A 26956-nucleotide genomic window follows, 5' to 3' on the forward strand; every position below is an offset into this window, starting at 1 on the left:
TGCAGACCATCGACAACCCGTTCGGCACGAGGTTGTCACCCATGTCTTAGGTACATTCTGTTACCCATGTCTCCGGGTCGTACCCAGGAGCCAATGGTGGGCCCGGAGGGCGTATTAAAATCTTTGATTTTATTGACTTTTTCGTGGGCAAAATCAGAAATCTTCCCGTATCGTTCCGTATGCTCCCGTGACGCCATACAGTCCACTCTAGCTAACCTCGTTTGCGAACGTTCGGAGCCATGCTCCAGAATGACCGCATTGGGGCCGGTTGCTGACTGTCCGGTTCAGGGACGTAAAACTTGAGAAGCTGACATTCAGTGAGCGCAGATCGCGGTCCTGAGCGACCATTTCTGTGCCAACTGCCCCGACAGCGGGCCGATCGTCATCCGGACGGAACATTGCCGAACAAGGCATTCAGTCCTTCTGCCATCGTCGGATGGGTGAGGATGGCATCGCGCAGCGTCGTATAGGGCAGATTCGCAGTCATGGCGGTCTAGACGACGGCCACGACCTCGCCAGCCTCCTGGCCAATCATCGTGAATCCGACGATCATGTCATCTGACCCGACAAGCGCCTTCATGAAGCCGGCTGTCTCCGAGGTCGTACGCGTCCGCAGAAGCGCCTTCATCGGCAGCTTCGCCACTCGCACCGCCACTCCCTTGTCGCGCGCGTCGTCCTCGCTCAGCCCGACCCTGGCAAGAGGCGGATCGATGAACATGCAATAAGGCGCCATCCGTCCGTTGGTCGATCGTTCGCCGCCCGCCAGATTGTCGCGGATGACGCGGAAGTCGTCGAGCGACATATGGGTGAATTGTGGGCTTCCCGCGCATTCGCCGATTGCCCAGACATTCGGGACCGCCGTCTCTCGCAATCCTGCTTGTCGGCGCCGTCCTGAGGAACGATGAACTCCGGCTCCAGCGGAATGACCTTGTCGTGCCTCGGCGCCACCATGCTCGCCGCCAGCATGGTGTGGAAATACTCCGTATGGGCGGGCTTGTTCTTGCTCCCGCCGCGCAGGCGATGCGAGCAGTGGCGGCAATGGATCATTTTGGAACAGGGGTACTCGGTCCCGTCGAGGGCGATCAGCAGACGGCCGTCCAGTCGGCGGAAATCGTCCAGCCCGCCTTCGCTGCGCCGCAGGAACTCGACCGTCTCCGAAAAAACATCGGATTGAGCAGGTCGGGCGTCGCCGCGTCCAGCATGTCGCGGATGTGATTGTCGCTCGGTACCTTCGACAGGCCGAACAGGGCCTGGCAATTGGAGCGCCCATGCCCTTCCTCGAAACGTCGCTGATGCGAAAGAAAGGACGGGCTCTGCATGAAGAACACCGAGAACGCCGCCATGCCGATGTCGGTCATCAGATAGATCACGTTGAGCCCCCGGCGCTTGTCGGGAAACCGCTCCAGACACCGCCGCAGGGAACCGAGCAGGTCTCCAGCGCATGCATGGCCGAAACGAATCTGATTTGCTCCGCCCTTGGGAATCCCCTTCGGCCGGGCCAGCGTCACTTCATCGACGGCTGTGGCCTTTCGGACTCACCTGGACCCAATGCACTTGCGACTCGCTCACATTGAGAACTGCTGGCCGGCGGCCGTTCGTGTTGCTTAAGAATAGTGCCTGTGATATGGTCGAATACTGGAAGAGTTACCGTAGAATGCGTTGGACGGTGCACTAGCATGCGGTTACCCCAAGACGATTTCGTTTCCGAGATAGTAGGTAATCCTGCCGACACGCCCGATGCGATCCTCGTAACCGGGTTTCTCGGAAAGTCCACCGGACCGGATATGACCCGCATCTACCTCGACGTGATGCTCGGAAGCTTCGTCGATGTCCGCGACACTGCGATTCTCCATGCCAGGCGGATTTCCGAAGCGCAGTCGCCGCTCGGCGGCTGGTACATCTGGCTCAAGCGCGACCTGGAAATGGTCGACATGATCCGCGATGCCTACACACGCCTAAGCAAGATCCAGCAAGAATACGTCGATGATCTTCGACAGACCACCGACAGCTTCAGCGGTCTCCAACCCGGCTGGCCGCAGATGCCAACCGGCTGAGGCCGGGACCCGGGGATGCCGCGCGACGTGAGACGCGGCAAGAAGAATAGGGGGAATCGGCTATGCCGAGAGGTCAGATAGCGGAAAATGCCCCCGACCTCGACCGGCGCCTGCTGGAATATCCCCTGTCCCATGCCCAGTCCCGCCTCTGGTTCCTCGACAAGCTGACGAGCGGGAGCCCCTTCTACAACCTGCCGCTCGCCGTGCCGCTGCCGGGCAACGTCAACCGCACCGCGTTGGGACTTGCCTTGAACGAGGTCGTGCGCCGTCACGAGTCGCTGCGCTGCTGCATTCGTGAGGGAGGGGAAGAGCCCACGGTCGTGGTGACGCCGTTCGAGCCGTTCGCCCTGCCCTTCACCGACGTGTCGCGATCCGGCAAGGAAGAGAAAGCGGAACTGGCCGAGATCACGACTCGCGAGGCCGGCCGGCCCTTCGACCTGCGCATCGCGCCGCTCGCCCGCTTCCGCCTTCTCCGGCTGTCCGGCGACCGGCACCTGTTCCTCGCCACGATGCATCATATCGTCTCGGACGGGTGGTCGATGGGCGTGTTCTGGCACGAGCTGACGACGCTCTACGCGGATGCCGTGGCCGGCCGGCGCCCGAGCCTGCCGGAGCCCGATCTGCAATATGGCGACTACGCCGTCTGGCAACGCGAGCAGCTGTCCTCCGGGGCGCTCGAGCCGCAGCGGCAGTTCTGGCTTCGCCAGCTCGCCGCCGCGGAGCAGTTCGACCTTCCGACGGATTTCGCCCGGCCCACCAGCCAGGCGCACCGTGGCGCAACGCATTCGCTCGCGCTGTCCGCCGAGACCGCTCGCGCCCTGGTGACGGCGGCGCAGCGGGCCCGCACAACCCCGTTCGCGGTGCTGCTGGCAGGGCTTTCGGTGGTCCTGGGACGCTATGCCGGCCAGACCGAAGTGGTCATCGGCACGCCCGTCGCCAACCGGGACCGCGAGGAACTGGAGCAGATGATCGGGTTCTTCGTGAACTCGGTCGTCCTGCGGATCGACCTTTCGGGAGCGCCGGATTTCACCGAGGTCGTCGGCCGCGCCGGACGCACGGTGGCCGAGGCGCTGTCGCATGCCGATTACCCGTTCGAGCGGCTCGTCGAGGACCTCGACATCACGCGCGATCCCAGCCGGAACCCGCTCTTCCAGGTCACCGCCCAACTCTTCTCCACGCCCGGCCAAAAGGTATCGCTCGGCGCAGCCGCCCCAGGCCGGCAGGGCAGCATCATGCCGATCGACAAGGGCACTGCGCTGTTCGACATGGCCTGGAATTTCTGGTTCGACGGACCCGCCATCCACGGCCAGGTCGAGTTCGACACCGCGCTGTTCGACCCGGCAACCGTCGCGGCGATGGCCGACGCGTTCCTGACCTCGCTTTCCGCCGCCCTCCGCGCACCCCGCCTACCGATCCACGATCTGCCCCTCGTGAGCGGCGGCGACGCTGCCGAACACGCCCCGCCTCCGGGGAAGACCCGGGCCGGACCCGATCTCTGGACCCGGATCCGCCGATGCTGCGAGGCGGAGATGGACCGGATCGTCGTCGAATGCGGCGACGTCACGCTTTCGGGCGCGGAGCTCGTGAGGCGGGTCGAAGCGGTGGCCGCGGGTCTCCGGGCAAGGGGTGTCGGGCCCGAGAACGTGGTCGCGCTGAACCTCGACAGGTCGGAGCGGCTGGTCATCGCGGCGCTCGGCGTGCTGGCAGCCGGCGCGGCGTTCATGCCGCTCAGCATCGAGAACCCGCCGGGCCGAAACGCAGACATCGTCACCCTTACCGGCTGCACTCTCGTGATCCTCGACGAGGATGGCGGCGAGGTGCCGGCGGCCTGTCCGTCGGTCGCCATCGGGGCGCTCGCGACGGCCGTCGGGAAGTTCGCGCCGGTGGACGCCCCGTCACCGGGCCAGCTCGCTTACGTGATCCTGACGTCGGGGAGCACCGGCAGGCCGAAGGCCATAGCCCAGACCCACGCGGCAATTGCCAACCAGATGGACTGGCTCGGGCGCCGCTTCGCCACGACGGGGGACGACGCAATCCTGTTCAAGACGCCGCTCGTCTTCGACGCCAGCCTGTGGGAGCTGTTCCTGCCACTCTGCGCCGGCTTCCGCCTTGTCGTGGCCGATCCGGAGACGCACCGCGACCCGCGCCGGATCGTCGCCGAACTCCGGGCGCGTCGCATCACCATGCTGCAGCTCGTGCCGTCGATGCTGCGGCTCGTCCTCGATGATCTCGAAATCTCGGAGTGCACCGAACTCAGGCTCCTGTTCACGGGCGGCGAGCCGCTGGAGCCGGGGCTCGTCACGGCGACGAGGGACGCTCTGCCCGGTTGCGGCCTCGTGAACCTCTACGGCCCGGCAGAGACATGCGTCCAATCGGCGATCGGAGCGGACTCGGACGGCGCCGGCCGGCCCGAGTCGGTGACCGAGGCGGTCGACGACAACCGTCTCTACCTTCTTGGTCCAAGACTGGAACGTATTCCGGCCGGGCACCCCGGCGAGCTCTGGATCGGCGGCGCTGGCGTTGCCCGCGGCTATCTCGGCGATCCCGGGCTGACTGCCGAGCGGTTCATGCCGGATCCATTCTCCGCCGACGGCGCGCGAATCTACCGGACCGGCGACCGCTTCGTCCGCCGGCCCGACGGGCGGCTCGACTACAAGGGCCGCCTCGACGGGCAGGTGAAGCGCTCCGGCATCCGGATCGAAACCGGCGAGATCGAGGCGGCACTCCTGCTGCACGCCGACGTCGGCAGGGCCGCGTGCGACATGAAGGGAGGCCTTCTCCTCGCCTATGCCGAGACCACGCGCAGCGCGGTCGAGCTCCGCCGCCACCTCGAGACGTGGCTCCCCAGACAGATGCTGCCGGACCGCGTCGTGGCGCTGCCGGCCTTCCCGCTCCTCGTCAGCGGCAAGACCGATCGCGTGGCGCTCGCCGCCGCTGAGCCGCCGCAGGACAAGCCGGCCGTCATCGAATTGCGCTCGCACGTCGACGAGGCGGTTGCGACGATCTGGGCCGATATACTCGACCGCGACGCAGTGAGCATCGGCGAAGACTTCTTTTCCGATCTCGGCGGCCACTCCCTCCTGGCGATACGTGCCGTCGCAAGCATGCGCGACGTGCTCGGCATCGACTTTCCGCTGCACCTCATCTTCGACCATTCCACCGTCGAGACCCTCGTCGACGCCCTGCGGCGCGACGGGGCGAACGCGGACAGACTTTCGGCCATTGAGGAAGTTCTTTCGTCCTGACACTGAGGACTGACGACATGGAACTCGGCACGACCCATCGGCTTCGGAGCCTCAGGGACAAGCTTCATGCGCTGCCGCCGCAGGACGCCGGTACGGCGAGCATCGAGATCCGGCCCAATGCCGGCATCCATCCCACCTCCTTCGCGCAGCAGCGGCTCCTGTTCCTGGATCAGCTCTCGCCGGGCAATCCGTTCTACAACGTCTCGGTGACGATTCCGCTCGGCCTGGCGTTGGATCCCGCGCTCCTCGAGACGTCGATCCGTGGCGTCATGGCGCGCCACGGAACGCTGAGGACGCGCTTTCTCCGCGGCGACCCCGCTCCGCTCCAGCACGTGGAGAAGGAGGTCGAATTTCACCTGCGTGTCGACGACCTCACCGGGATGCCGAAGGCCCGGCTGGAGGGGGAACTGGCGCTGGCGGCCACGGAGGAAGCTGCTGCCCCCTTCGACCTCGCGGTCGCGCCCCTCCTCCGGGCCCGCCTCCTGAAATTGGCTCCCATCAGCTGGGTCCTCTTGCTTACCGTCCACCACATTGCAACCGACGGCTGGTCGATGGGTCTCCTGTGGGAGGAGATCATCGCCCGCTACCTGGCCCTGGCCGCGGGGCGTGAGCCCGAGCTGCAGCCGCTCACGCTTCAATACACCGATTTCTCCCGCTGGCAGCGCCGGTCGATCGAGGGCGGCGAGCTCGCCTCGCAGCTCGACTACTGGCGCCGCGAGCTCGACGGAATCGAGCAGCTCGACTTTCCGACCGACCGACCGCGCCCGGCCCGGCCGTCCTTCCGCGGCGCGACCGAGCCGCTGCGGCTTTCGCGGCAGCTCACCAAGGCTGCGCGCCGCGTGGCCCGCGAGCAGGAGACGACGCTCCACAACCTGCTGCTCTGCGCCTTCGCCAGCCTGCTCCACAGGCACACCGGCCAGGACGAGATCGTGATCGGTTCGCCCAGCGCAGGCCGCACGCGGACCGAGCTCGAGCCGCTGATCGGCTTCTTCGTGAACGAGCAGGTCCTCAGGATTCCGGTCCATCGGCACGACCGGTTGCGGGACGTTCTGGCGAGCGTGCGCGACAAGACCCGCGGCGCGCTCGCCAACCAGGATATCCCGTTCGACAAGGTCGTCGAGACGTTGCAGCCGGAGCGGGACATTACCCGCAATCCGATATTCCAGGTGGTGTTCCAGCTGTTCGCACCGCCGAAGGCAAGGCATGGCAACGGGGCGGCGTCGGCGGTCTCGCAGGCCGAGCGGGGCACGTCGATCTTCGACATGGCCTTCACGCTCATCGACGACGACACGACGCTCGGGGGCTGGCTCGAATACAACACGGACCTCTTCGACCAGGCCCGGATCCGGCGTCTCGTCCGTCAGTACGAGCGTGTCCTGACGGCGCTCCTCGGGGAACCCGAGATCCGCGTCGGCGATATCCGCCTGCCGAGCGACGACGAACTCCAGAAGTTTCTCGGCCCCTGGGCCGGGCGCCCGCACCCGACGGCCCTGGATCTGCGGGTCGCCGACCGGATCGCCGGCCAGGCGCTGGCCCGGCCCGAAGCGCCCGCCCTATTGACCGAAGACGGAGACACGATCACCTTCGGCAAGATCGAGGAGCGGTCCGCCTGCATCGCCCGGGCCCTCCTCGCCCGCGGCCTCGCTCCGGAGACACCGATCGCCGTCTTCGCCGAGCGAGGTCCCGACATGGTGGTGGCACAGCTCGCGATCATGCGGGCCGGCCTCTGCTACGTGTCGGTCGACGTCCGTTACCCGATGGAGCGCGTCGTCTATATGATCACCGATTCGGGCGCGCCGGTGGTCCTGACCACGGACCGCGCTCCGAAGCTCGACGCTCTCGCGGTCGACATTCTCGAGATCGCGGAGCTAGCGAACGGCGCGAATCGCGCGGCTTGGCCCGATCTTCCCGTACCGCATCCCGAAGCGCTCGCCTATCTGATCTACACCTCCGGGTCGACGGGCCGCCCGAAGGGTGCCGGCATCACGCATCGCGGGCTCGAGGCGCTGGTCGACTGGCATGTGGAGCGATACGCCCTGGACGCAAATGCGCGCGGGTCGCTCGTTGCCGCCACTTCCTACGATGCCTGTGTCTGGGAAAGCTGGCCCTATCTCGCCTGCGGCGGATCGCTCGTGATCCTCGGCGACGAGACGCGCGGATCGGCCGAGAAGGTGCTCGAGGTCCTCGCTGCGCGCGAGGTCACGCACAGCTTCCTGCCCACCCCACTGGCCGAAGCAGCCTTCGCCGAGACATGGCCCGAGGGAATGCGGCTGGCGGCGATCCTGACCGGCGGCGACCGCATAACGATCCGGCCCGACGAGCGCGTCCCGGCACCGGTCTATAACCATTACGGCCCGAGCGAGGACAGCGTCGTCACCACCGCCTCGGACGCGATCGGCGTCGAGGATGACGGCGCGACGATACCGATCGGGCGGGCGATTCTGGGGAGTTACGTCCGGGTTCTGGACCCGTGGCTGGGGCTTTGCCCGGTCGGCGTGCCGGGGGAGCTCTACATTGGCGGTGCGGGTCTGGCGCGGGGCTATCTGGGGCGGCCGGGGCTGACTGCGGAGCGGTTCGTGCCGGACCCGTTCGATCCGCCGTGGCCGGGGGCCGGCGGGCGGCTCTACCGCTCGGGCGACGTGGTGCGCTGGCGCGAGGACGGCACGCTGCAGTTCCTCGGCCGCACCGACCACCAGCTCAAGATCCGCGGCTTCCGCATCGAACCCGGCGAGGTCGAGGAGGCGCTGCGCGCCCACCCCGCCGTGCGCGACGCCGTGGTCGGTCCGCGCGAGGACGCCGCCGGCCATCGCCGCCTGGTCGCCTGGGTGACGCAGGACCTGCCCGGCGGCGAGGAGGCGGCGGCGCTCGCCCTGGACCATCTGGCGCGCTGGCAGGCGCTCTACGACGCCACCTATGGCGCGGCCGGGCAGGAAACGCCGGGCGACTTCGACATCACCGGCTGGAACTCGAGCTATGACGGCGCCCCGCTGCCGCAGGCCGACATGCGCGAGTGGGTCGAGGCGACGGTGGCGCGCATCGCCGCGCTCTCGCCCCGCCGGGTGCTGGAGATCGGCTGCGGCACCGGGCTTCTGGCGCTGCGTCTGGCGCCCGGGACCGAACGCTATGCCGGGATCGACTTTTCGGAGATCGCGCTCAGCGGGCTCGCCGGGCAGTCCGACCTGCCGGAGGCGCTCGAGCTGCACCACCTGCGGGCCGACGAACTGTCGGGCTTCGCCGCGGCGAGCTTCGACACGGTGATCCTGAATTCGGTGGTGCAGTACTTCCCCTCGCTCGACTATCTCGTGACGGTCCTCGAGCAGGCACGGCGGGTGCTGGCGCCCGGCGGCGCGCTGTTCCTCGGCGACCTGCGCAACCTGGCGCTGCTCGAAGCCTTCCATGCCGACGTCGCGATGGCCAGGGCAGCAGCGGACGAGCCGGACCGCACGGTCGCGGCGCGGGCGGCGCAGGCGCTGCAGCTCGAGCAGGAGCTCTGCCTCGACCCGGGCCTGTTCGCGCCGCTGGCCGCCCGCCTCGGCTTCCAGGCGGTCGAGGTGCGCGCCAAGCGCGGCCGCGCCGTGAACGAGCTGACGGTGTTCCGCTACGACGTGGTGCTGCGCGTTCCGGGCGAAGCACCCGCAGCACCGCCGGCCGAGTTCGCCTGGCAGGACGGGACGGCCTGGGCCGCCGCCGAGGGCCCGGCCGGCCTCGCTGCTACGCTGGCCTCGCGGACGGAGCCGCTGGCGCTGCGGCGTGTCCCCGACGCGCGCAGCCTCGGCGCGCGCGCCACCTGCGCCCGCCTCGGCCAGGCGCTGCCGCCGGCCGGCAAGGCGGTCGATGCCGAGGCGCTCGCCGCGGCGGCCGAGGCGTCGGGCTGGCGCGCCGACATCCGCCCGCCCGACGGCCATGGCGGCTTCGACGTCGTGTTCTGGCCGCCGGACGACCGCCGCCGGCTCCTCGAGCCGGCACTGGAGGACCGCGGCGCACCGCTCCAGCCGCACGCCAACGCACCGCTCCAAGGCCTGTTCTCCGAGCGGCTGGTGCCTGAGCTCAGGGAGCATCTCGGCGCCCTCCTGCCCGACCACATGGTGCCGCAGTCCTTCGTGGTGCTCGACCGCATCCCGCTGACGGCCAACGGCAAGATCGACCGCGCCGCCCTCCCCGACCCCGACGGCATACGCCAGACCTCGGCCGGCTACGTCCCGCCGCAATCCCCCGTCGAGGACATCCTCGCCGACATCTGGGCAAGCCTCCTCAAGATCCGTCGCATCGGACGAAACGACAACTTCTTCGAACTCGGGGGCCATTCGCTCTCGGCCACGCAGCTGGTCTCGCGCGTGCGCGCTGCGGCCGGGGTCACGTTGCCGCTGGCGGAGGTGTTCGACCGGCCTCAGCTGGCGGACATGGCCGCGTGCATCGAGGCGCTGATCCTGGCCGTGGTGGGAACGGAGGCGGAGGCCGATGTCGATGCGTGAAACCGGGACGGAGTCCAACCGTGCGACGATGCAGGGCGAGGCACAGCGCCATGCGCTGATTGCCGACTTCCTGAAGGCACGCAAGAAGGAAGATGCCGGCATCCCGCGCCGCCAGGGGGACCGGCCGTCGCGCCTTTCGTTCGCGCAGGAGCGGCTCTGGTTTCTCGACAAGCTGGTCCCCGGCAACCCCTTCTACTCCGAAAGCGCCGTCTTCGAACTCACCGGGCAGTTCAATCTCGGCGTGCTCGAACGGGCACTGAACCGGATCATCGAACGCCACGAGGCGTTGAGGACGGTGTTTCGCGACATCGACGGGCGGGGGCACCAAGTGGTGCTGCCGGAGATGAAGGTGCCGCTGCCGGTGATCGACCTGCAGATGCTGCCGCTCCGCGACCGGGTCAGGCACGCGATCCGCCTCTCCGAGGAGGAGGCGCGGCGGCCTTTCGACCTGCAGTGCGGACCGCTGCTTCGCGTCACCATGCTGCAGATCGACAAACAGAAATTTCTGTGCCTGCTGTCGATCCATCACATCGTCTGCGACGGCTGGTCGATGAAGATCTTCGTCCGCGAACTCTCGCAGTTCTACGCCGCGATCGCCGAGGGCAAGGCACCGGCGATGCCGCCGCTGAAGGTTCAGTATGCCGACTTCGCGGCATGGCAGCGCCAGCAGCATTCGCTCGCCACGATGCTGACCCACGCCGAATACTGGCGCCGCACTCTGGACGGTGTCGCGCTCCTCAACCTGCCCGGAGACAGGCCGCGGCCGGCGGTGTTCAGCTACCGCGGCGCGGTGCTCGACGCCGCGCTGCCCGGAGAAGTCTCGGAACGACTGGCGGAGCTTGCGCGCGAGGAAAACGCGAGCCTCTTCATGGTGCTTCTGGCGGCGTTCCAGGCGCTGCTCTTCCGCATCTGCGGCACCGACGACGTGGCCGTCGGAGTGCCGGTCGCCAACCGCAACCATCCGGAAACCGAGCCGCTGATCGGGTTCTTCGTCAACACGCTGGTGATGCGCGGGCGGCCGGCCGCCGGCATGACCTTCCGCGAATATCTGCGGCAGGTCCGGCGCACCGCCATGGAGGCCTACGAGCATCAGGACATTCCCTTCGAGAAGATCGTCGAGATGCTCCAGCCGAGCCGCGACCTGTCGGTCAATCCGCTCGTCAACGTGATCTTCCAGATTGACCATGACGAGGGCCGGAAGATCACCAGCTCGGGCGCGCTGGAGCTCGCCGAGTTCACCAGCGGCACGGCCAAGTTCGATCTCCGCATAGACCACCTCGTCAGCGGGGGGCAGATCCGGACCCGGCTGGAATACGCCACCGACCTCTTCGACGCGTCGACCGCCGGCCGGATCATGCGCTGGTACGAGACGCTTCTGGCCGACGTGGCCGCCGATCCGGCGCGCCAGCTGGGCGCCATCGCCTACGAGACCGGAACGGAGGTGAACAGGCTTCTCGACCTTTCGGGCTCGACCAACACGGAGCCGAGCAACAGGACCATCATCGAATGTTTCGCCGAGACGTCGGCCGAGCATGCGTCCGAGGTCGCCGTCGAGAGTCAGGACGGGCGGGAGCGGATTACCTACGCCGAGCTCGACGGGCGCTCCGCCGCGATGGCGGCCCGGCTCGTGGCGCTCGGCGTGAAGCTCGACGATCGGGTCGCCCTCGCGATGGACCGGGGTCCGGATGTGGTCGTGGCGATGCTCGCCGTGCTCAAGGCGGGGGCGGCGTATCTGCCGCTCGATCCGTCCTACCCGGCCGAGCGGCTGCGGATGATGATCCGCGACGGCGGCGCGCGCGTGGTGATCGCGGATGGCCGCAACCCGGACTTGCTGACGGAGGACGACATCGAAGTCCTCGAGCCGGACGACGCATCCGCGAGGCAGGGGCCGCGCCTGCCCGCTGCGGCGCGGCGGCCGGACCGGCTCGCCTATGTCATGTTCACCTCTGGCTCGACCGGTCGTCCGAAGGGCATCGCCGTCACCCACGAAGGGGTCGTCCGGCTGGTGCGGGGAACCGATTACGCGCGCTACGCGCCCGACGAGACCTTTCTGCAGGTGGCGCCGCTCGCATTCGACGCGGCGACGCTCGAGATCTGGGGGCCGCTCCTGAACGGCGGCCGCCTGGTCATGTTCAGGGATGCAAGGCCCGATCTCGACGAGCTCGAGCAGGTGCTCCGCGATCGCAAGGTGACGACGCTCTGGATCACCTCCGGCCTGTTCCGACAGCTCGTCGAGGTCCGGCCGGACGCCCTGCTGCTCCTGCGCCAGCTCATGACGGGCGGCGACGTCGTCTCGATCCCGCATGTTCGAGAGGCGTTGCGAAGAGCGCCGAGGCTGCGCCTGATCCACGCATACGGACCGACTGAGAACACCACGTTCACGACCTGCCGCCGCGTGGCGGCGGGAGACCTCGCCGGCGCGACGATACCGATCGGGCGGGCGATTCTGGGGAGTTACGTCCGGGTTCTGGACCCGTGGCTGGGGCTTTGCCCGGTCGGCGTGCCGGGGGAGCTCTACATTGGCGGTGCGGGTCTGGCGCGGGGCTATCTGGGGCGGCCGGGGCTGACTGCGGAGCGGTTCGTGCCGGACCCGTTCGATCCGCCGTGGCCGGGGGCCGGCGGGCGGCTCTACCGCTCGGGCGACGTGGTGCGCTGGCGCGAGGACGGCACGCTGCAGTTCCTCGGCCGCACCGACCACCAGCTCAAGATCCGCGGCTTCCGCATCGAACCCGGCGAGGTCGAGGAGGCGCTGCGCGCCCACCCCGCCGTGCGCGACGCCGTGGTCGGTCCGCGCGAGGACGCCGCCGGCCATCGCCGCCTGGTCGCCTGGGTGACGCAGGACCTGCCCGGCGGCGAGGAGGCGGCGGCGCTCGCCCTGGACCATCTGGCGCGCTGGCAGGCGCTCTACGACGCCACCTATGGCGCGGCCGGGCAGGAAACGCCGGGCGACTTCGACATCACCGGCTGGAACTCGAGCTATGACGGCGCCCCGCTGCCGCAGGCCGACATGCGCGAGTGGGTCGAGGCGACGGTGGCGCGCATCGCCGCGCTCTCGCCCCGCCGGGTGCTGGAGATCGGCTGCGGCACCGGGCTTCTGGCGCTGCGTCTGGCGCCCGGGACCGAACGCTATGCCGGGATCGACTTTTCGGAGATCGCGCTCAGCGGGCTCGCCGGGCAGTCCGACCTGCCGGAGGCGCTCGAGCTGCACCACCTGCGGGCCGACGAACTGTCGGGCTTCGCCGCGGCGAGCTTCGACACGGTGATCCTGAATTCGGTGGTGCAGTACTTCCCCTCGCTCGACTATCTCGTGACGGTCCTCGAGCAGGCACGGCGGGTGCTGGCGCCCGGCGGCGCGCTGTTCCTCGGCGACCTGCGCAACCTGGCGCTGCTCGAAGCCTTCCATGCCGACGTCGCGATGGCCAGGGCAGCAGCGGACGAGCCGGACCGCACGGTCGCGGCGCGGGCGGCGCAGGCGCTGCAGCTCGAGCAGGAGCTCTGCCTCGACCCGGGCCTGTTCGCGCCGCTGGCCGCCCGCCTCGGCTTCCAGGCGGTCGAGGTGCGCGCCAAGCGCGGCCGCGCCGTGAACGAGCTGACGGTGTTCCGCTACGACGTGGTGCTGCGCGTTCCGGGCGAAGCACCCGCAGCACCGCCGGCCGAGTTCGCCTGGCAGGACGGGACGGCCTGGGCCGCCGCCGAGGGCCCGGCCGGCCTCGCTGCTACGCTGGCCTCGCGGACGGAGCCGCTGGCGCTGCGGCGTGTCCCCGACGCGCGCAGCCTCGGCGCGCGCGCCACCTGCGCCCGCCTCGGCCAGGCGCTGCCGCCGGCCGGCAAGGCGGTCGATGCCGAGGCGCTCGCCGCGGCGGCCGAGGCGTCGGGCTGGCGCGCCGACATCCGCCCGCCCGACGGCCATGGCGGCTTCGACGTCGTGTTCTGGCCGCCGGACGACCGCCGCCGGCTCCTCGAGCCGGCACTGGAGGACCGCGGCGCACCGCTCCAGCCGCACGCCAACGCACCGCTCCAAGGCCTGTTCTCCGAGCGGCTGGTGCCTGAGCTCAGGGAGCATCTCGGCGCCCTCCTGCCCGACCACATGGTGCCGCAGTCCTTCGTGGTGCTCGACCGCATCCCGCTGACGGCCAACGGCAAGATCGACCGCGCCGCCCTCCCCGACCCCGACGGCATACGCCAGACCTCGGCCGGCTACGTCCCGCCGCAATCCCCCGTCGAGGACATCCTCGCCGACATCTGGGCAAGCCTCCTCAAGATCCGTCGCATCGGACGAAACGACAACTTCTTCGAACTCGGGGGCGACTCGATCATGTCGATCCAGGTCATCGCGCGCGCCAAGGCCCGCGGCGTGAGCCTGAAGCCCCGCGACCTTTTCGAGCACCAGACCATCGGCGAGCTCGCAAAGGCGGCCCGGCAGACGGCGGCGCCGATCCGGCAGGATCCGGTGACAGGGACGGCGGAGCCGACTCCCATCATCCGCTGGTTCCTAAGGCACCACGGGAACCTCGCGCATTTCAACCAGTCGCTGCTGCTCACGGTGAACCAGGCGCTTTCGGCGCCACTGGTGAAATCCGTGATGCGCGCGCTTCAGACTCACCACGACGTGATGCGGGCGCAGCTCGTCGGCGGAAGACTGGAGTTCGGCCCGCCCTTCGACGAGGTCCCCTTCTTCGCACTGGATATGAGCGGGGTGAACGGCAAGTTCTGGACGAAGGCGATCGAGGACAACTGCCAGCGCGCGCAGCGGTCGCTGAACCTGGAGAAGAGCCCCCTTTACCGTGTCCTGCTTCTCGACTTCGGGCTGGCGCAGCCCGCGCGCCTGCTGTTCGTGTTCCATCACCTCCTGGTCGACGGCGTGTCCTGGCGGATCCTGATGGAGGATTTCTGGACCCTTTACGCCAAGGGGCTGCGCGGCGAGGAACTGAGGCTGCCGCCGAAGACCTCCTCGTTCCTGGACTGGAGCGAGTACCTGGGACGGCTTGCCGGAGCCGAGTCCATTCAGGCCGCCGAGACGTTCTGGCGCGAACTCCTCTCCACGGTCGCGGTCCCGGCCATTGCCGCGCCCGGCGACGCTGCCCAAAACACCGTCGCCCACACGGCGAGTGCGCATATCGCGCTGACGCCCGAAGAAACGGCGGAGTTGCTCATCGAACTGGTGCCGCGCCGGAAGTGCGGCATGGACGTGGTGCTGCTCGCAGCCTTTGCCCGCGCGTGGCGGACGTGCCGCGGCGAATCGGTTCTCGTAGACCTCGAGGGGCACGGCCGCGACGGGCCGGACGACTCCCTCGACCTCAGCCGGACGGTCGGATGGTTCACCCGCATCCATCCGGTCCCGATCGACGCATGCGAGGGCGAGACGCCGCTGGCGACGCTCGCGCGGGTAGAGGAGAGAGTGGCGGAGGCCGCTCCGCACGCGCTTGCCTACGGCCTCTTGCGATATGGTGCCGAGGACCGGCTGTCCGATCTTCCCGAAGCAGCGGTCTCGTTCAACTACCTCGGTCAGTTCGAGCCCGCCGCCGCGCGCTTCGCAACGGTGCAGCAGGCCCCGGAGTCAGATGGCGACAATCGCGACCCGGAGATGCTCCGGCACCACTGGCTTGAGGTCTCCGGCCAGGTGGCCGAGCAGACGCTGAGCTTCGACGTGGTCCACTGCCACCCCGTCCACGCCGATGCTGCGCGCGCACTCGCCAACCGGTTCCTGGCCGAGATCCGGGATCTGATGGACGCACTGAGGCGCGATTCGGGGCGTACACCGACCGCGCAGGTCGACATCGATGCCGAGGACTTCGAGGCCATCCTTTCCGAGTTGGCAGATGGAGAGGCATCATGACATCTCCTGATATTGAGGCCGTTCACGACATGACCCCGCTGCAGAAGGGCATGGTGTTCCATTCGGCCATGCATCCTGCGGACAGCTTCTACGTCGAGCAGGTGACGTTCGGTGTCGGCCTGGCCATGTCCCCCGAGATCCTCCAGCGGGCGCTCGACCACGCGACCCGGCGCCACCAGGCGCTGCGCACGGGCTTCTTCTGGGAGAGCGTGAAAGCGCCGGTGCAGGTCGTCTTCCGCAAGGTCCGGATTCCGGTGGAGCACCTCGACTGGTCGCTGTTGCCTTCCGACGAACAGGGCGGGAGGTTCCAGTCCCTGCTCGAGCAGGATCGCTCCCGCGCCTTCGACTTGCGGCGGGCGCCGCTCTTCCGGGCCACGATCGTTCGCGTCGGGCGGAACGCCTGCCAACTCCTCTTCACCTTCCATCACGCGCTTCTCGACGGGTGGAGCCTGAACCGGCTCTTCCGAGAGATCTGGGAGGTCTATCGTGCGCTGGAGGCGGGCCAGACGCCGAGCCTCGCCCCGGCGCCGAGCTACGCCGAATTCCTGAGCTGGCTCGGCCGCCGCGATCCCGAGGAATCGCGGCGCTATTGGGCCGAAGCGCTGCACGGTCTGGCCGGCCCGATACCGCTCCCCGTCCTGCGCGAACCGTCACCTTCCGGGGGCCGTTCGGTAGGGCACCTGCTGCGGGACATCCCCGCAGACCTGACTGGCCGGCTGCAGAAGCTTGCCCGGACCGAGAGGGTGACGCTGAGCACCGTCTTCCAGGTGGCCTGGGCGATCCTGCTTTCACGACTCTCGGCGCGTGACGAGGCGGTGTTCGGGACGATCGTCTCGGGTCGTCCCGCCGATCTCGACGGCGTCGAGGAGATGATCGGCCTGTTCATCAACACCGTTCCCCGGCGCATTCCCATCGCCGCGGGTGCGAACGTGGCCGACACGCTGCGCCAGGCGCAGGCGAGCGCGACACGGCAGCGCGATTTCGAACATTGCTCGCTGACCGACATCCAGGGCTGGAGCGAGGTCGCAAACGGGACTGCGATGTTCGAGACGCTGTTCATCTTCGAGAACCTTCCCGGCGCGACGAAAGCGGGGACCGGACAGGCCTTCGCCTTCGAACGCACCAACTATCCGCTGACGCTGCTCATCGCGCCGGCGGAGCGCATCTCCCTCAAGGTGCTCTACGAGGAGGCGAGGCTCTCGCGGGAGGGCGCACGGACAATCCTCGAGCAGTTCGTGTCGGTATGCGAGGCGATGGCCCGCGCCCCGATGGGTCCGGTCGCGGACGTGATGCCGCTGACCGAGGCCGAGCGCAGGCAACCCTCCCGCGAGACGATCGACGCCCTGTCCGTGGACGTCCTCTGGCGCAACCGCATGAAGGCCACGCCCGATGCCGTCTGCGTGATCGAGGGTGGCCGCCAACTGACGGTGGCGGAACTCGACCAGCGCGCGGCGCAGGTCAGGGGCCGGCTGCAGGCGGCGGGTGTCGAGCGCGGCGACGTCGTGGCGATACGCGGGACCGAGGGTGCCGACCTCGTCACCGCGATGGTCGCGGTCCTGACCGCAGGCGCCGCCTTCCTGCTGGTCGATCCGGGCTACCCGCTCGAGCGGCAACGGCAGATGTTCGCGATTGCTAGTCCGCGCTGCATCGTCGGAATCGCCCCCGAGGGAAGCGACCTCCCCGTCGTCGATCCGCGAGGCACCGCCCGGCCGGCCCCGCCGGCCAGGGGGCTCCGCCCCTCCGATGCAGCCTTCCTCGTCTTCACCTCGGGTTCGACGGGACAGCCCAAGGCGGTGGTGCAGACGCACGGGGCGCTGTCCAACAGGCTGATCTGGGCATGGCAGGCCTGGCCATTCGCGGCCGATGACCGGTCCGTCCACAAGACCCAGCTCGGCTTCGTCGACGCGATCGCAGAGATCCTCGCGCCGGTGCTCGGCGGAAGTCCGCTGGTGATCGCGCCCGAGGAGACGCAACGTGATCCCGCCGCCCTGTGCGACCTGCTGGCGGCGCAGTCCGTGACACGGCTGATTTGTGTTCCCTCGCTGCTCACCGCAATTCTCGGGCATATCGAGGCCGCCGGCCAGGAACTGCCCCGGCTGCGGATGGTGACATCGAGCGGCGAGTCGCTCCGGGCCGAACTCGTCCGGTCGTTCGCAGAGAGGCTGCCGCACGTCACGCTCGTGAACCTCTACGGTTCTTCCGAGGTGATGGCGGACATCACGGTCCATGTCTGCGATCTCGCCCGGCCGGGCGACACGATCCCCATCGGCACCGACATTTCGGGGATCGAGATCCGGCTTCTCGACGACAGGTTGAGGCCGGTCCCCGTCGGCGCAATCGGCGAGCTGTACGTTTGCGGCGCGGGCCTCGCACGCGGCTATCTCCGCAACCCGCGGGAGACCGCCGCCCGCTTCCTGCCCGATCTCCACCGCCGGGGCGAGCGCATGTTCCGCACCGGCGATCTGGCGCGCAGGCGGCACGACGGACAGCTCATCTTCGCAGGACGCACGGATCACCAGATCAATTTGCGCGGCACGAGGATGGAGCCGGAGGAGATCGAGGCGATCTGCGCCGCGCAGGACGGCGTTGCCGCGGCGGTCGCCCTCGCGATAGAGGACGGAGCGCTGACGGTCGCGGTCCTGCCCCGGCCGGGCTCCAGCCCGGACATGGAGTCGGTGCGCGCGGCCGTGACGCGCCTGCTGCCGCGCCACATGTGGCCTGACCGCCTGGTCGCAATCGACCGCCTCCCCTGCCTTCCGAACGGCAAGATCGACCGGTCCGCCGTCGGCGCCTTGCTGGGCAGGGTGAATGGAGCGAGCTCGCGGCGATCCGAGCCGCCGCACACCGAGATCGAGAAGCGGCTGGCGGCGATCTGGGCGGACTTGCTGTCCGTTCCCGAGCCCGGCCGGCGGGACGATTTCTTCGCGCTCGGCGGCCACTCGGTGCTGGCCATGCAGCTGGCCTCGCGCGTGCTGAAGCAGACGGGCGTCCGCCTGCCGCTGCACGTCATTTTCGAGCGGCCGTCGCTGGCGGACATGGCCGCGGCCCTTGCGCGGCAGGTGCCGGCGCCAGCGAGCCCGCGCATCCAGCGCGCGAGGGGCAAGCTCGTGGCGGTGGAGGAGCCGCGGCGGTGATGGGTGCCACGGCCCTGTTCCTGGCTCTTACGATCGAGGTGCTCGCAGCCATGCCGGCAAAGGCGAATGAGGTTCAGACGCTGAACGGAGCCGAGTACCGCTCGGCCATCCGGCAGACCTCTCACGCCACCACGGCCACCGGCACGCGGACGGCCGTCGCCGTCACCTCGGCCGCGCAGGCCGCGGCCGAAATCCTGCCTCTGGTCGAAGAAGGACGGATGAGCGCTGCCGACGCCGCTCTTTCGCTGGCGTTCAGCCAGATCGTCGCCTCCGGCGGCAGCTGGGTCAGCCTGTCTGGCATCCTGTCTGCGATGGTCTACGACCCCGACACGGGATCCCTGTCGGCGCTCGACGCGGGCTACCGCGTGCCACTGGGCGAAACGCGCCCGGGGCAGATCCCGAGCCAGTCGAAACGCAGCGGCCGGGGGGTCCTCACGCCCGGTTTCCTCATGGGAACGGCGGAGCTTCACGGGAGATTCGGCAGCGCGCCATGGTCCGAGATCCTGGCCGCCCCGATCCGCGCCGCCTCGGAGGGCGTGCCGGTCAGCCACAACCTCGCGCAGCTGATCGGATTCCGCGCCGACATACTGCGGCGAAGCGATGAGGCGGCCGCGATCTTTGCCCCGGCAGGTCGGCTTCTCCAGGCAGGCGACACACTGCAGCAACCGCAACTCGCGTCGCTCCTGGCGCAGCTGGCCTCGAAGGGGCCCGAGGCACTCCAGACCGGAGACTGGGCCGGCCGCTTCGTGGCGGCCGCGGCGTCGGCCGGCGGCGATCTGTCGATGACCGACTTCGAGGCCTACAGAGCGGAATGGACCGCGCCGGAGAGCCTCGACCTCCCCCCCTACAGGGTGAATGCGGATACGAGCCAGCTCGGAGGACGCTGCCTGATCGATGCGCTGGCCGAGCTTCAGGGCACGGCGGGCGCCCAGCCCACGGCCGACCCGGCGACGCGCTGGGAGAGGATCATTCGGGCCTCGCACCGCTGCTATGTCCTGGCCCAGGGGAAGGGGCTCCCGCCGGCTGCGGGCCCGATCCCGCTGGCCGAACGGCTTGCCGGCTCGGCAGGGACGGCCGGCCACAGCGACGTCGTGGCAGTGGCGGCTCCCGACGGCCAGGTCGTGGTGCTCTGCCACTCGATCAACACGACGGCATGGGGCGAACTCGGCATCTTCGTCGACGGCGTGGCGCTGCCGGACTCGGCGAGTTTCCAGCAGCGTCTGCTGCGCGACCTCGGTCCAGGCGACCGGGTACCCAACGGGCTAGTACCAATGATCACCACGCGGGACGGACGCCCGTACGCTGCCGCTGGCGCCATCGGCGGTTCGGTGTCGGAGCTGATGCTCCAGGTCACGTTCGGCATGGTGGCGGAGGGCCGTGGTCTGGCCGAGGCGCTCGGGCAGCCGCAGGTCCTGCGCTCGATCTGGCCAGCCATCGGCTGGTTCCAGGTCGGACTCGGGGTCATCGCTCTGGCGGTTCTGCTGTCCTGTCTTGCCATATCCGCGCCCCTTCCGGTGGTGACGCGGCTGCTGCTGGCCGGGGCATGTCTCGCCAGCGCGACCTTCTCGGTCGGTGTCCTCGTCGGGGGAATCGCCGGCTGCCGGGCCTGCATCGCGGCCCTCGACTGGCCACGTGTCATCCTGGGTCTGGGCGCCGCCGCCTTCCTCTGCGTGGCATTCGCCATTCCATCGATCGGCCTTTGGCGCGCCGCGCTGCCGCTCGCCGCCGCGCTCTGCGCCGTCCTGCTCCCCGTCGTCCTGCGTTCCTCGCTCGTCCCGGTGAACCTCGTCTTGCCGGGCACGCTGGAGCCGGAGGTCGTGGCGGAGCTCGGACGGCGCCGCGTCGCGCTCCGCGAGATCGGCACGGACCCGCCATTCGGCTACCTGGCCGGGGTGAGGTTCGCCGGCGATGCCATCGAGGCGGCCGTGTCCAAAACCAGCCTGGATGGCGGCGCCTATGCCAAGTGAGGAGGGTCCGGGATGAAATTGTCCGGTGTGCTGTTCAACCACGACAAGTTCTCGAGCAGGAATTCGGCGCTGAACGTGCGTCTCAACGCAGTCTCCGCCGCGCGCCTCCCGGAGTGGGAGCCTGGCGACACTTTCTTCAGCTCGGTCGCCTGCTACTCGGCGGCGGATGTCGATCTCGACGATCTCAGGGTCTTCGCCCGGTTCCGCGCGCCGGAGCATGCCAACAAGACGGTGCTGGTGCTCGCCGACACGCCCGACAGCTTCAACCTACCGGCCTTCCTCGAGGACCAGCTCAATGCGCTCGTCTTTCTCAACTATCCGCTCTACCTGGCTGTGCGGCAGTATCTGCAGATCGTCGCCACATTCGCCAACGAGACCAACAGCAACGTGCTGGGCGCGCTGGCGCCGACCGCGGTGACCTTCGACGGGAACGGCAACAGCGACTGGATGGCGTTCAAGCCGACGGGCGCCAAGCTCAAGACGCTGGGAATTGGACGTCACGTCCTCACCTGGCACTGGGCCAGCCAGACTCCCGGCGGGACGCTGCGCCCGTTCCAGGTGACGCAGCACAAGATCTACACGGTACTCAAGACGCCGGAGCGTCCCTGGGTTCAGCAGCCGTTCACGGCGAACAACACGCAGCTTCCCTGGATCGAGGCGCTCGAGGTGGCCACACAGTGGGCGGCCGGCGCGACCGACATCGGCGACGCCTGCCAGAGGATCACGCACGCCGTCTACGACCTCGGCGGCGAGTTCTTCCAATATGGTTGTCCGATCGGCGCCGTGACGGTCTACAGCGAGTTCAACCTCAGCCCGCTGTTCAACCTGACGATGTTCCTGCAGCGACTTGGGGGCGGCCGGGGCCTCGGCCAGTACGTCAACTGCTCGGATTGCGCGACCTTCGTCTCGACCTTTGCCAACCTCGTCGGCGCTGCCTTGTGGCAGTCGCAGATGCGGGACTTCGAGCGGGCGTTCCCCGTCAACCCCATCCTTGCGATAGGCGATACGCTGGTCCTACCGCCCTGCGGGGTCGGATTGTTCAACTACCACGAGGTCGCGTGGTCGGGTGAGGCCACCGAGGACGATCTGGTGTACGATGCCTGCCTGGAGGTCAACTCGAACACCGCCCTGGGCCCCGTCGAGTTACTGCTCCCGACAGGCCTGCGATTCGGATCCGTCAATGACGGTCAATACCGGGATTGCCTGGCGGCTCCGTTCGGACGCGATCTTTGCAAGGCGCAGCCCACGCTCCGCGTGCGCCGCGCCGTGTTCTGACGGGAGTACGTGATGCGGGATCTGGAATTGGCTCGCCTCAGGCAGTTCCTCAAACTCGACGAGGAGCACCTGGAGACCGTGCGGCGGGGAGCGGAAGGGATGTTCGCCTGGAATGTGGCGCTGGAGGACGCCGAACTCGCCGATTGGACCCTCGTTTCGGACCAGTTCGTGCAGGTGGGCGACGACGAGCAACTCGCGACCGGGCTCTGGGAGAACACGGCCGGCGTCGTGGTACGGACCGATGTCCAGGCCTACCGGGACAATTCGGTCGCGGTCGATGCGCTGATCGCGCGGCTGGCGGCGCGGCAAGGCGGAACCTACGCCAGGGACGACCCCGACGCATGGACGGGTGTCCGATTCCGGTCGGAGGATGGAGCGACCGTGGTTTGCCTGGCTGCCAACCTCGTCGTGACGCTGATCCTGGTCGAGGGCACCACCGATCTCGTCGCCCTCTCGGACACGGTGGTGGACAGCTTCCTCGGCGACGCCGCGGAGACGGAGGAGGAGGAGGCTGCTGGCGCGCCTCTAAGGGCAGCCATCGGCGCGGCGATGCCCCTCGATATCGCGGTGGCGGCGGCGACCAGCGAAGGCAGAGCGGGGGTGGATCTGGGCAGCATCATCGCCCCGCCCCCCGACACGCGGGCGGCCTGGCCGGTCCCTCGCACGGACCGGCCGACGCGGGTGGTCGTCAGGTCGCGGGACGGAGATGTCGCGCTGCGGGACTTCCGCCTCCGCGCCGTCGCGAGCACGGCCGGCGACAAGAAGTTTGCCATTACGCTGAAACCGCACGGCGCTGCGAAGCGGCGGCGCCTGCACCTGTCCATCAAGGTGGACAGGGAACGCTAGGGAGCATGAGGAAAGATGACGAACATCTTCGACGACGAGACCGTCACCTTCGACGTGGTGATCAACGACGAGGAGCAATACTCGATCTGGCCCGAGGGGCGCGACGTTCCGACGGGCTGGCGGAAGGTGGGAGCCTCGGGGACCAAGGGAGAGTGCCTCGCCTACATCGAGGAGAACTGGACCGACATGCGGCCCGCCAGCTTGAGGCGACAGATGGAACGCTCGCGGAGCGCGCGCTGATGGAAGCACGTCTCGACAGGTCGGGCCTCCTCGTCGCCCGGGCCGCGAGCGCACGACAGGCCCTGCGCCGGGTCGTGGCGATTCCCCATGCCGGGGCTGGACCGAACACGGTGGCGAACTGGGCCGCAGCGGTCGACCAGGCGACGGAGATGGTCTTCGTCCGGCTTCCCGGCCGCGAGACGCGCTTCTGCGAGCTGCCGATCGCCGACGCCGACGAAGCGGGCCGAGAGGTCGCCGGCGCGGTCGGCTCGCTGCCACCCCGTCCGACCGTCCTTCTCGGCCACAGCATGGGCTCGCTCGTTGCCTATCTCGCAGCGTGCCGGCTGACTCGGACCGGCTTCGCCCATCTGGCCGGACTGATCGTCTCGGGCCTCCACCCGCCCCACACCGATGGATTGTGCCCACGGGTCGCCGGCATGCCGGACACCGAGTTCCTGGCAGTGCTCGAACGCCTTGGCGGCATGCCGCCCGGGGTGTCGGACAACGGCGAACTCATCGATCTGCTGTTACCGCTGATCCGGGCCGACTTTCGTCTCGTGGAGGACTACAGGCACGAACATGTCGATCCACTTTCGGTGCCGATCGTGCTAATTTCGGGCGACCAGGATTGCCTGGCGCCACCCCACGCCGCCCACGGTTGGGACGGATACACCGACGCCGGGTTCCATTCGCTGACGCATGATGGCGATCACTTCGCCGTCATGGACCCGCGGGGGACATGGCTGGACGCCGTCTCGACCGCGCTCGCGCTGATCTGGGGAAGCCGGGAGCGCTCCGAAGCCTCACGAGAGGCGAACGCCAACTGCAATACCGACCTGTAGAGGAGATTCTGACATGGCAAACGAGCCGAACACCAACCCCGAAAGCGGCGAGGGTAAGAAGCCCGAGCGCGAAGGGCCTTCGACATCCAAGTCGTCCGCGCCGAGAACGACGCGCAGGAGTACGACACGTTCGACCGCATCGGCTGCCGCCAGTTCGACCGGTTCGTCGTCGTCCAGCGCGCCGAAATCGCGCAAGACCAAGGCGGAAAGCACGATCGAAGAGACCTTCTCCGCATTCCACGCCGGACTGCAGCAGCTCCAATCGCAAGTGACCAAGGAATGCCAGCAGGTGATCGACAAGGTGACGACCGACGTGGAGAAGCTGAAGAATGACGTGGCCTCATCCGATCCGACCATGTCGTTCGTTCGCGATCTCACGGATGCCGTCGAGAAGCGCGATGCAGCTGCGGTGGCAGAAGCGTTTGCCACGCTCGTGCGTCATACGGTGCAGCGGCAGGCGGCGGCGGAGAAGCGGCTGCTCGACATCGTCACCAACTATTATCGCGGCCTCAGCACCGTCGCCGAGAACGCCCAGAACAGCTTCCTGGACGACGCGCGGGACTACTCCGATTCCGTGGCAGAGGCACTTGCGGGAAGCAAGCTTTCGGATCTCAGGCCAAGGGACCAGACGGTCGCGGCGCATGCCTTGCTGCTCGGCGCGATCGTCCGGTCGAACTGGCAGCGCCTTCACTGACCTGCGCGGCAGGCCGGGCGGATGACCATCGGGAATCGAGTTTTGCGCCTGAAGGTACCCATGGACCGGACCGGACCGCAGCGTGTCGCGGAAACGTCCGGTGCGGAGGCAATACGCGCAGCGCTCTCCGGAGCGCTTGGAACGGGCGAGGAGATCGCCGTGCTCGTCGTCCCGCTCGATTCGGTGCCGCCTTCGCTCGACCTTTTGCACCCGCTGGAGCGGCCCGCCGTCGAGAGGGCGGTGGACAAGCGCATCCGCGAGTTCGTGGCCGGCCGCCTTCTCGCCCGGGAGGCGGCCCTCCTGCTCGGGCTGTCCGATCTGGTGCTCCCTGCGGGGCGGGATCGGGCGCCGGTATGGCCCCCCGGTATCGTGGGCAGCATTACCCACAGCCGGCGGTGGTGCGCCGTGGCGATGGCGCGAACGCGCGACGTCGCCGGTCTCGGCCTCGACATCGAAGAGCACCCCGGAGTGCCGGAAAGGCTCGCACCCGAGATCATGACGAAGCCGGAGATCGACTCGTGCAATCGCCTGGCCGCGGCGGAGCGCGATTTGATGCGCTCTTTCGTGTTCTCGGCGAAGGAAGCGGCGTTCAAGGCACAATACGGCCTGACGAAGACGATGTTCTATTTTCAGGACGTCGATACGCGGATCGACATGGATCGCCTGGCCTTTTCTCCCGCCTACAATCTGCCCGGCGTTGCCGACAGGCTGCAGGGCTTCGCCCGTTCCTGCGGCCTCTTCCATCTTCACGGGCTCGTCGGCTCGGCGGTGAAGCTCACCGACCCATCGCGGCGAAGCGGCACTGCCGCCCCGGAAATTTCTTCCGTCCCGCTTCGCGCAGAATAATATGGCTGGCGTTGGCCTGCGGCGCAGGCCAAGAATTCGCCGCGCCGCAAGTGGTGCGGTGCACCCCAAACCTGGCGTCGTCCCGGGGGTAGCATGCCCGATTTTCCACTGTCCCGTCGCCGGCTCCTGGCGAGCACGGCATTTCTTCTTGCCTCCTCGACGGTATTTTCGGCGATGGTGTGATCGAAGGCATGCGCCGCGCAAATGGCATAGAGCGGCAGCGCCGATGCACCGAAGATTGCCGCCAGGATCGATCGGAACAACCTCTCCTCGAGATGGAGCATGGGACAATGTGACGGCCGCCACAACTCCCACGAGACTGGCGGCCATGACGACTATGCGACGGTCCAGCGTATTGGAGAACCGTCCTATCGGCCATTGCACCAGCGCGCCGCCGAGGACGGCGATCGACATGAAAATGGCAATGCCCGATGTGTCTGCACCAAGCCCGAGGACATAGGTCGGACCAAGGGACCAGAACGCTCCCGTGGCAACGCCGGCGAGGAAGACGCCGACAACTCCGACTGGCGAACATCGATAGAGTGCGATAGGCCGAAGCCTGGCTTGACCGAGTGGGGCCCGTGGCGTGGACGCGGTAAGCGCAATGGGAACCACCGCCAGCGAGATCAGGATCGAGACCAAGGCGAACAGGAGAAAGTTATTTGGATCGCCGAGCGTAAGCAACATCTGGCCGACCACGTTCACAAGCAAGGGGATCATGGTGTAGATGCCCATGATCAACCCCCGGTTCTTGTTGCTTGCACGCTCGTTCAGCCAACTTTCTATGATGAGGTCGAGGCCCGCAAAACAGAAGCCTGTCACCAGCCGTAGACCCCACCAGGTGGCAGGTTCACTTGTCAATGAGTGTAGCAGCGCGACGACAGAAGCGATCGACGCAAACGCACTGAAAGCGCGGATATGGCCGGCTCGCTGGATCAGGCGCCGCCGAAGACGCAGCCCAGTGCGAACCCCGCATAGTAGGAAGAACCAAGCAATCCGATTGCGAATGGGCTGAAATTCTCGATATCGGCTCTGACTGGTATCAGCGTCCATTGCAGCCCGTTCCCGGTAATAAGAATTGCAACGGAAAGAAGTAGGGCCGAGATTGGAAATAAGATAACCCTCATGTCGGCCTCTTGAGGTCACCGCCGCCTGCCAGTGCGCAGGAACTTGAGCGTACGATCGAGTTCCTGCCGATCCCCCAGGGCTGATACCTGCTCTGAAAAGACCTCCTCGCAACCAGCGGCTTTGAGGTCACGTATTTGGCCTCCAGTTCCGCGACCTGCTCTTCTGTTGAATTTCGTGCGTAGCGGACCTGCATCCCGCTCTCCAATGTCCAATAGCCTCTCCGATGAACGAGCGGCGAGTCTCAGGATCATCGCAGGCTTGCCGACAACTATTCCTGCTGGAATTGACAGGGCCAATCTTCAGGCCTCGTCAGGCCAGAAGGCAACTCGGTCCGGGCGTCTCCGCAAGCCATGTTGAGCTGCCACTGGGACAGACCCGCCGAATTGGAAAGGTCGAGG

The 26956-nt window shown here is 68.0% G+C and carries 14 protein-coding genes and 1 pseudogene; 12 read left to right on the forward strand and 3 right to left on the reverse strand.

The window, feature by feature from the left end:
* Positions 1-493 precede the first annotated feature (493 nt).
* Together NKH42_RS29455 and NKH42_RS29460 are read right to left on the reverse strand one after the other, a co-directional pair.
* Positions 494-871, reverse strand: coding sequence for an oxidoreductase dimerization domain-containing protein (locus NKH42_RS29455; protein WP_352753398.1), 378 nt, complete (start codon positions 869-871; stop codon positions 494-496).
* Between the two features lie 211 nt (positions 872-1082).
* Positions 1083-1508, reverse strand: coding sequence for a hypothetical protein (locus NKH42_RS29460; protein ID WP_352753396.1), 426 nt, complete (start codon positions 1506-1508; stop codon positions 1083-1085).
* 168 nt (positions 1509-1676) lie between these two features.
* Between NKH42_RS29460 and NKH42_RS29465 the strand changes: the two genes are divergently transcribed.
* The 12 genes from NKH42_RS29465 (at position 1677) to NKH42_RS29520 (ending at position 25430) form a co-directional block, all read left to right on the forward strand.
* Positions 1677-2054 (forward strand): hypothetical protein, encoded by a 378-nt coding sequence (locus NKH42_RS29465; RefSeq protein WP_352753394.1) that lies wholly within the window; start codon positions 1677-1679, stop codon positions 2052-2054.
* 62 nt (positions 2055-2116) lie between these two features.
* Complete coding sequence (locus NKH42_RS29470; RefSeq protein ID WP_352974701.1) at positions 2117-5299, forward strand: non-ribosomal peptide synthetase; 3183 nt, start codon at positions 2117-2119, stop codon at positions 5297-5299.
* A gap of 17 nt (positions 5300-5316) precedes the next feature.
* Positions 5317-9771: a non-ribosomal peptide synthetase gene (locus NKH42_RS29475; RefSeq protein ID WP_352753390.1), complete on the forward strand. Its 4455-nt coding sequence runs from the start codon at positions 5317-5319 to the stop codon at positions 9769-9771.
* The gene (locus tag NKH42_RS29480) at positions 9758-15607 is read left to right on the forward strand and encodes a non-ribosomal peptide synthetase (protein WP_352753389.1); all 5850 of its coding nucleotides are present in this window, start codon (positions 9758-9760) and stop codon (positions 15605-15607) included. Before NKH42_RS29475 ends, NKH42_RS29480 begins: the two co-directional genes overlap by 14 nt.
* Positions 15604-18741, forward strand: coding sequence for a non-ribosomal peptide synthetase (locus tag NKH42_RS29485; protein ID WP_352753388.1), 3138 nt, complete (start codon positions 15604-15606; stop codon positions 18739-18741). Before NKH42_RS29480 ends, NKH42_RS29485 begins: the two co-directional genes overlap by 4 nt.
* Positions 18741-20708: a gamma-glutamyltransferase gene (locus tag NKH42_RS29490; RefSeq protein WP_352753387.1), complete on the forward strand. Its 1968-nt coding sequence runs from the start codon at positions 18741-18743 to the stop codon at positions 20706-20708. The genes NKH42_RS29485 and NKH42_RS29490 overlap by 1 nt, the downstream gene beginning before the upstream one ends.
* Before the next feature lie 12 nt (positions 20709-20720).
* Positions 20721-21983: a hypothetical protein gene (locus tag NKH42_RS29495; RefSeq protein WP_352757189.1), complete on the forward strand. Its 1263-nt coding sequence runs from the start codon at positions 20721-20723 to the stop codon at positions 21981-21983.
* 12 nt (positions 21984-21995) lie between these two features.
* Entirely contained in the window at positions 21996-22829 is an 834-nt protein-coding gene (locus NKH42_RS29500; RefSeq protein ID WP_352753384.1) for a hypothetical protein, read from the forward strand.
* 15 nt (positions 22830-22844) lie between these two features.
* Entirely contained in the window at positions 22845-23069 is a 225-nt protein-coding gene (locus NKH42_RS29505) for an MbtH family protein (RefSeq protein ID WP_352753381.1), read from the forward strand.
* Complete coding sequence (locus tag NKH42_RS29510) at positions 23069-23890, forward strand: thioesterase II family protein (protein WP_352753379.1); 822 nt, start codon at positions 23069-23071, stop codon at positions 23888-23890. Before NKH42_RS29505 ends, NKH42_RS29510 begins: the two co-directional genes overlap by 1 nt.
* Before the next feature lie 13 nt (positions 23891-23903).
* On the forward strand, positions 23904-24584 hold the full coding sequence (locus tag NKH42_RS29515) for a hypothetical protein (RefSeq protein ID WP_352753378.1): 681 nt from the start codon (positions 23904-23906) through the stop codon (positions 24582-24584).
* Between the two features lie 21 nt (positions 24585-24605).
* A complete protein-coding gene (locus NKH42_RS29520) occupies positions 24606-25430 on the forward strand; it encodes a 4'-phosphopantetheinyl transferase family protein (RefSeq protein ID WP_352753375.1) in 825 nt (274 codons plus the stop codon).
* Between the two features lie 294 nt (positions 25431-25724).
* Here the strand turns inward: NKH42_RS29520 and NKH42_RS29525 are convergent.
* Positions 25725-26483 (reverse strand): annotated as a pseudogene (locus NKH42_RS29525) (MFS transporter); the annotation flags it as partial.
* Between the last annotated feature and the right edge of the window lie 473 nt (positions 26484-26956).

The organism is Mesorhizobium sp. M1142 (assembly GCF_040318565.1).
Taxonomy (GTDB): Bacteria; Pseudomonadota; Alphaproteobacteria; order Rhizobiales; family Rhizobiaceae; genus Mesorhizobium.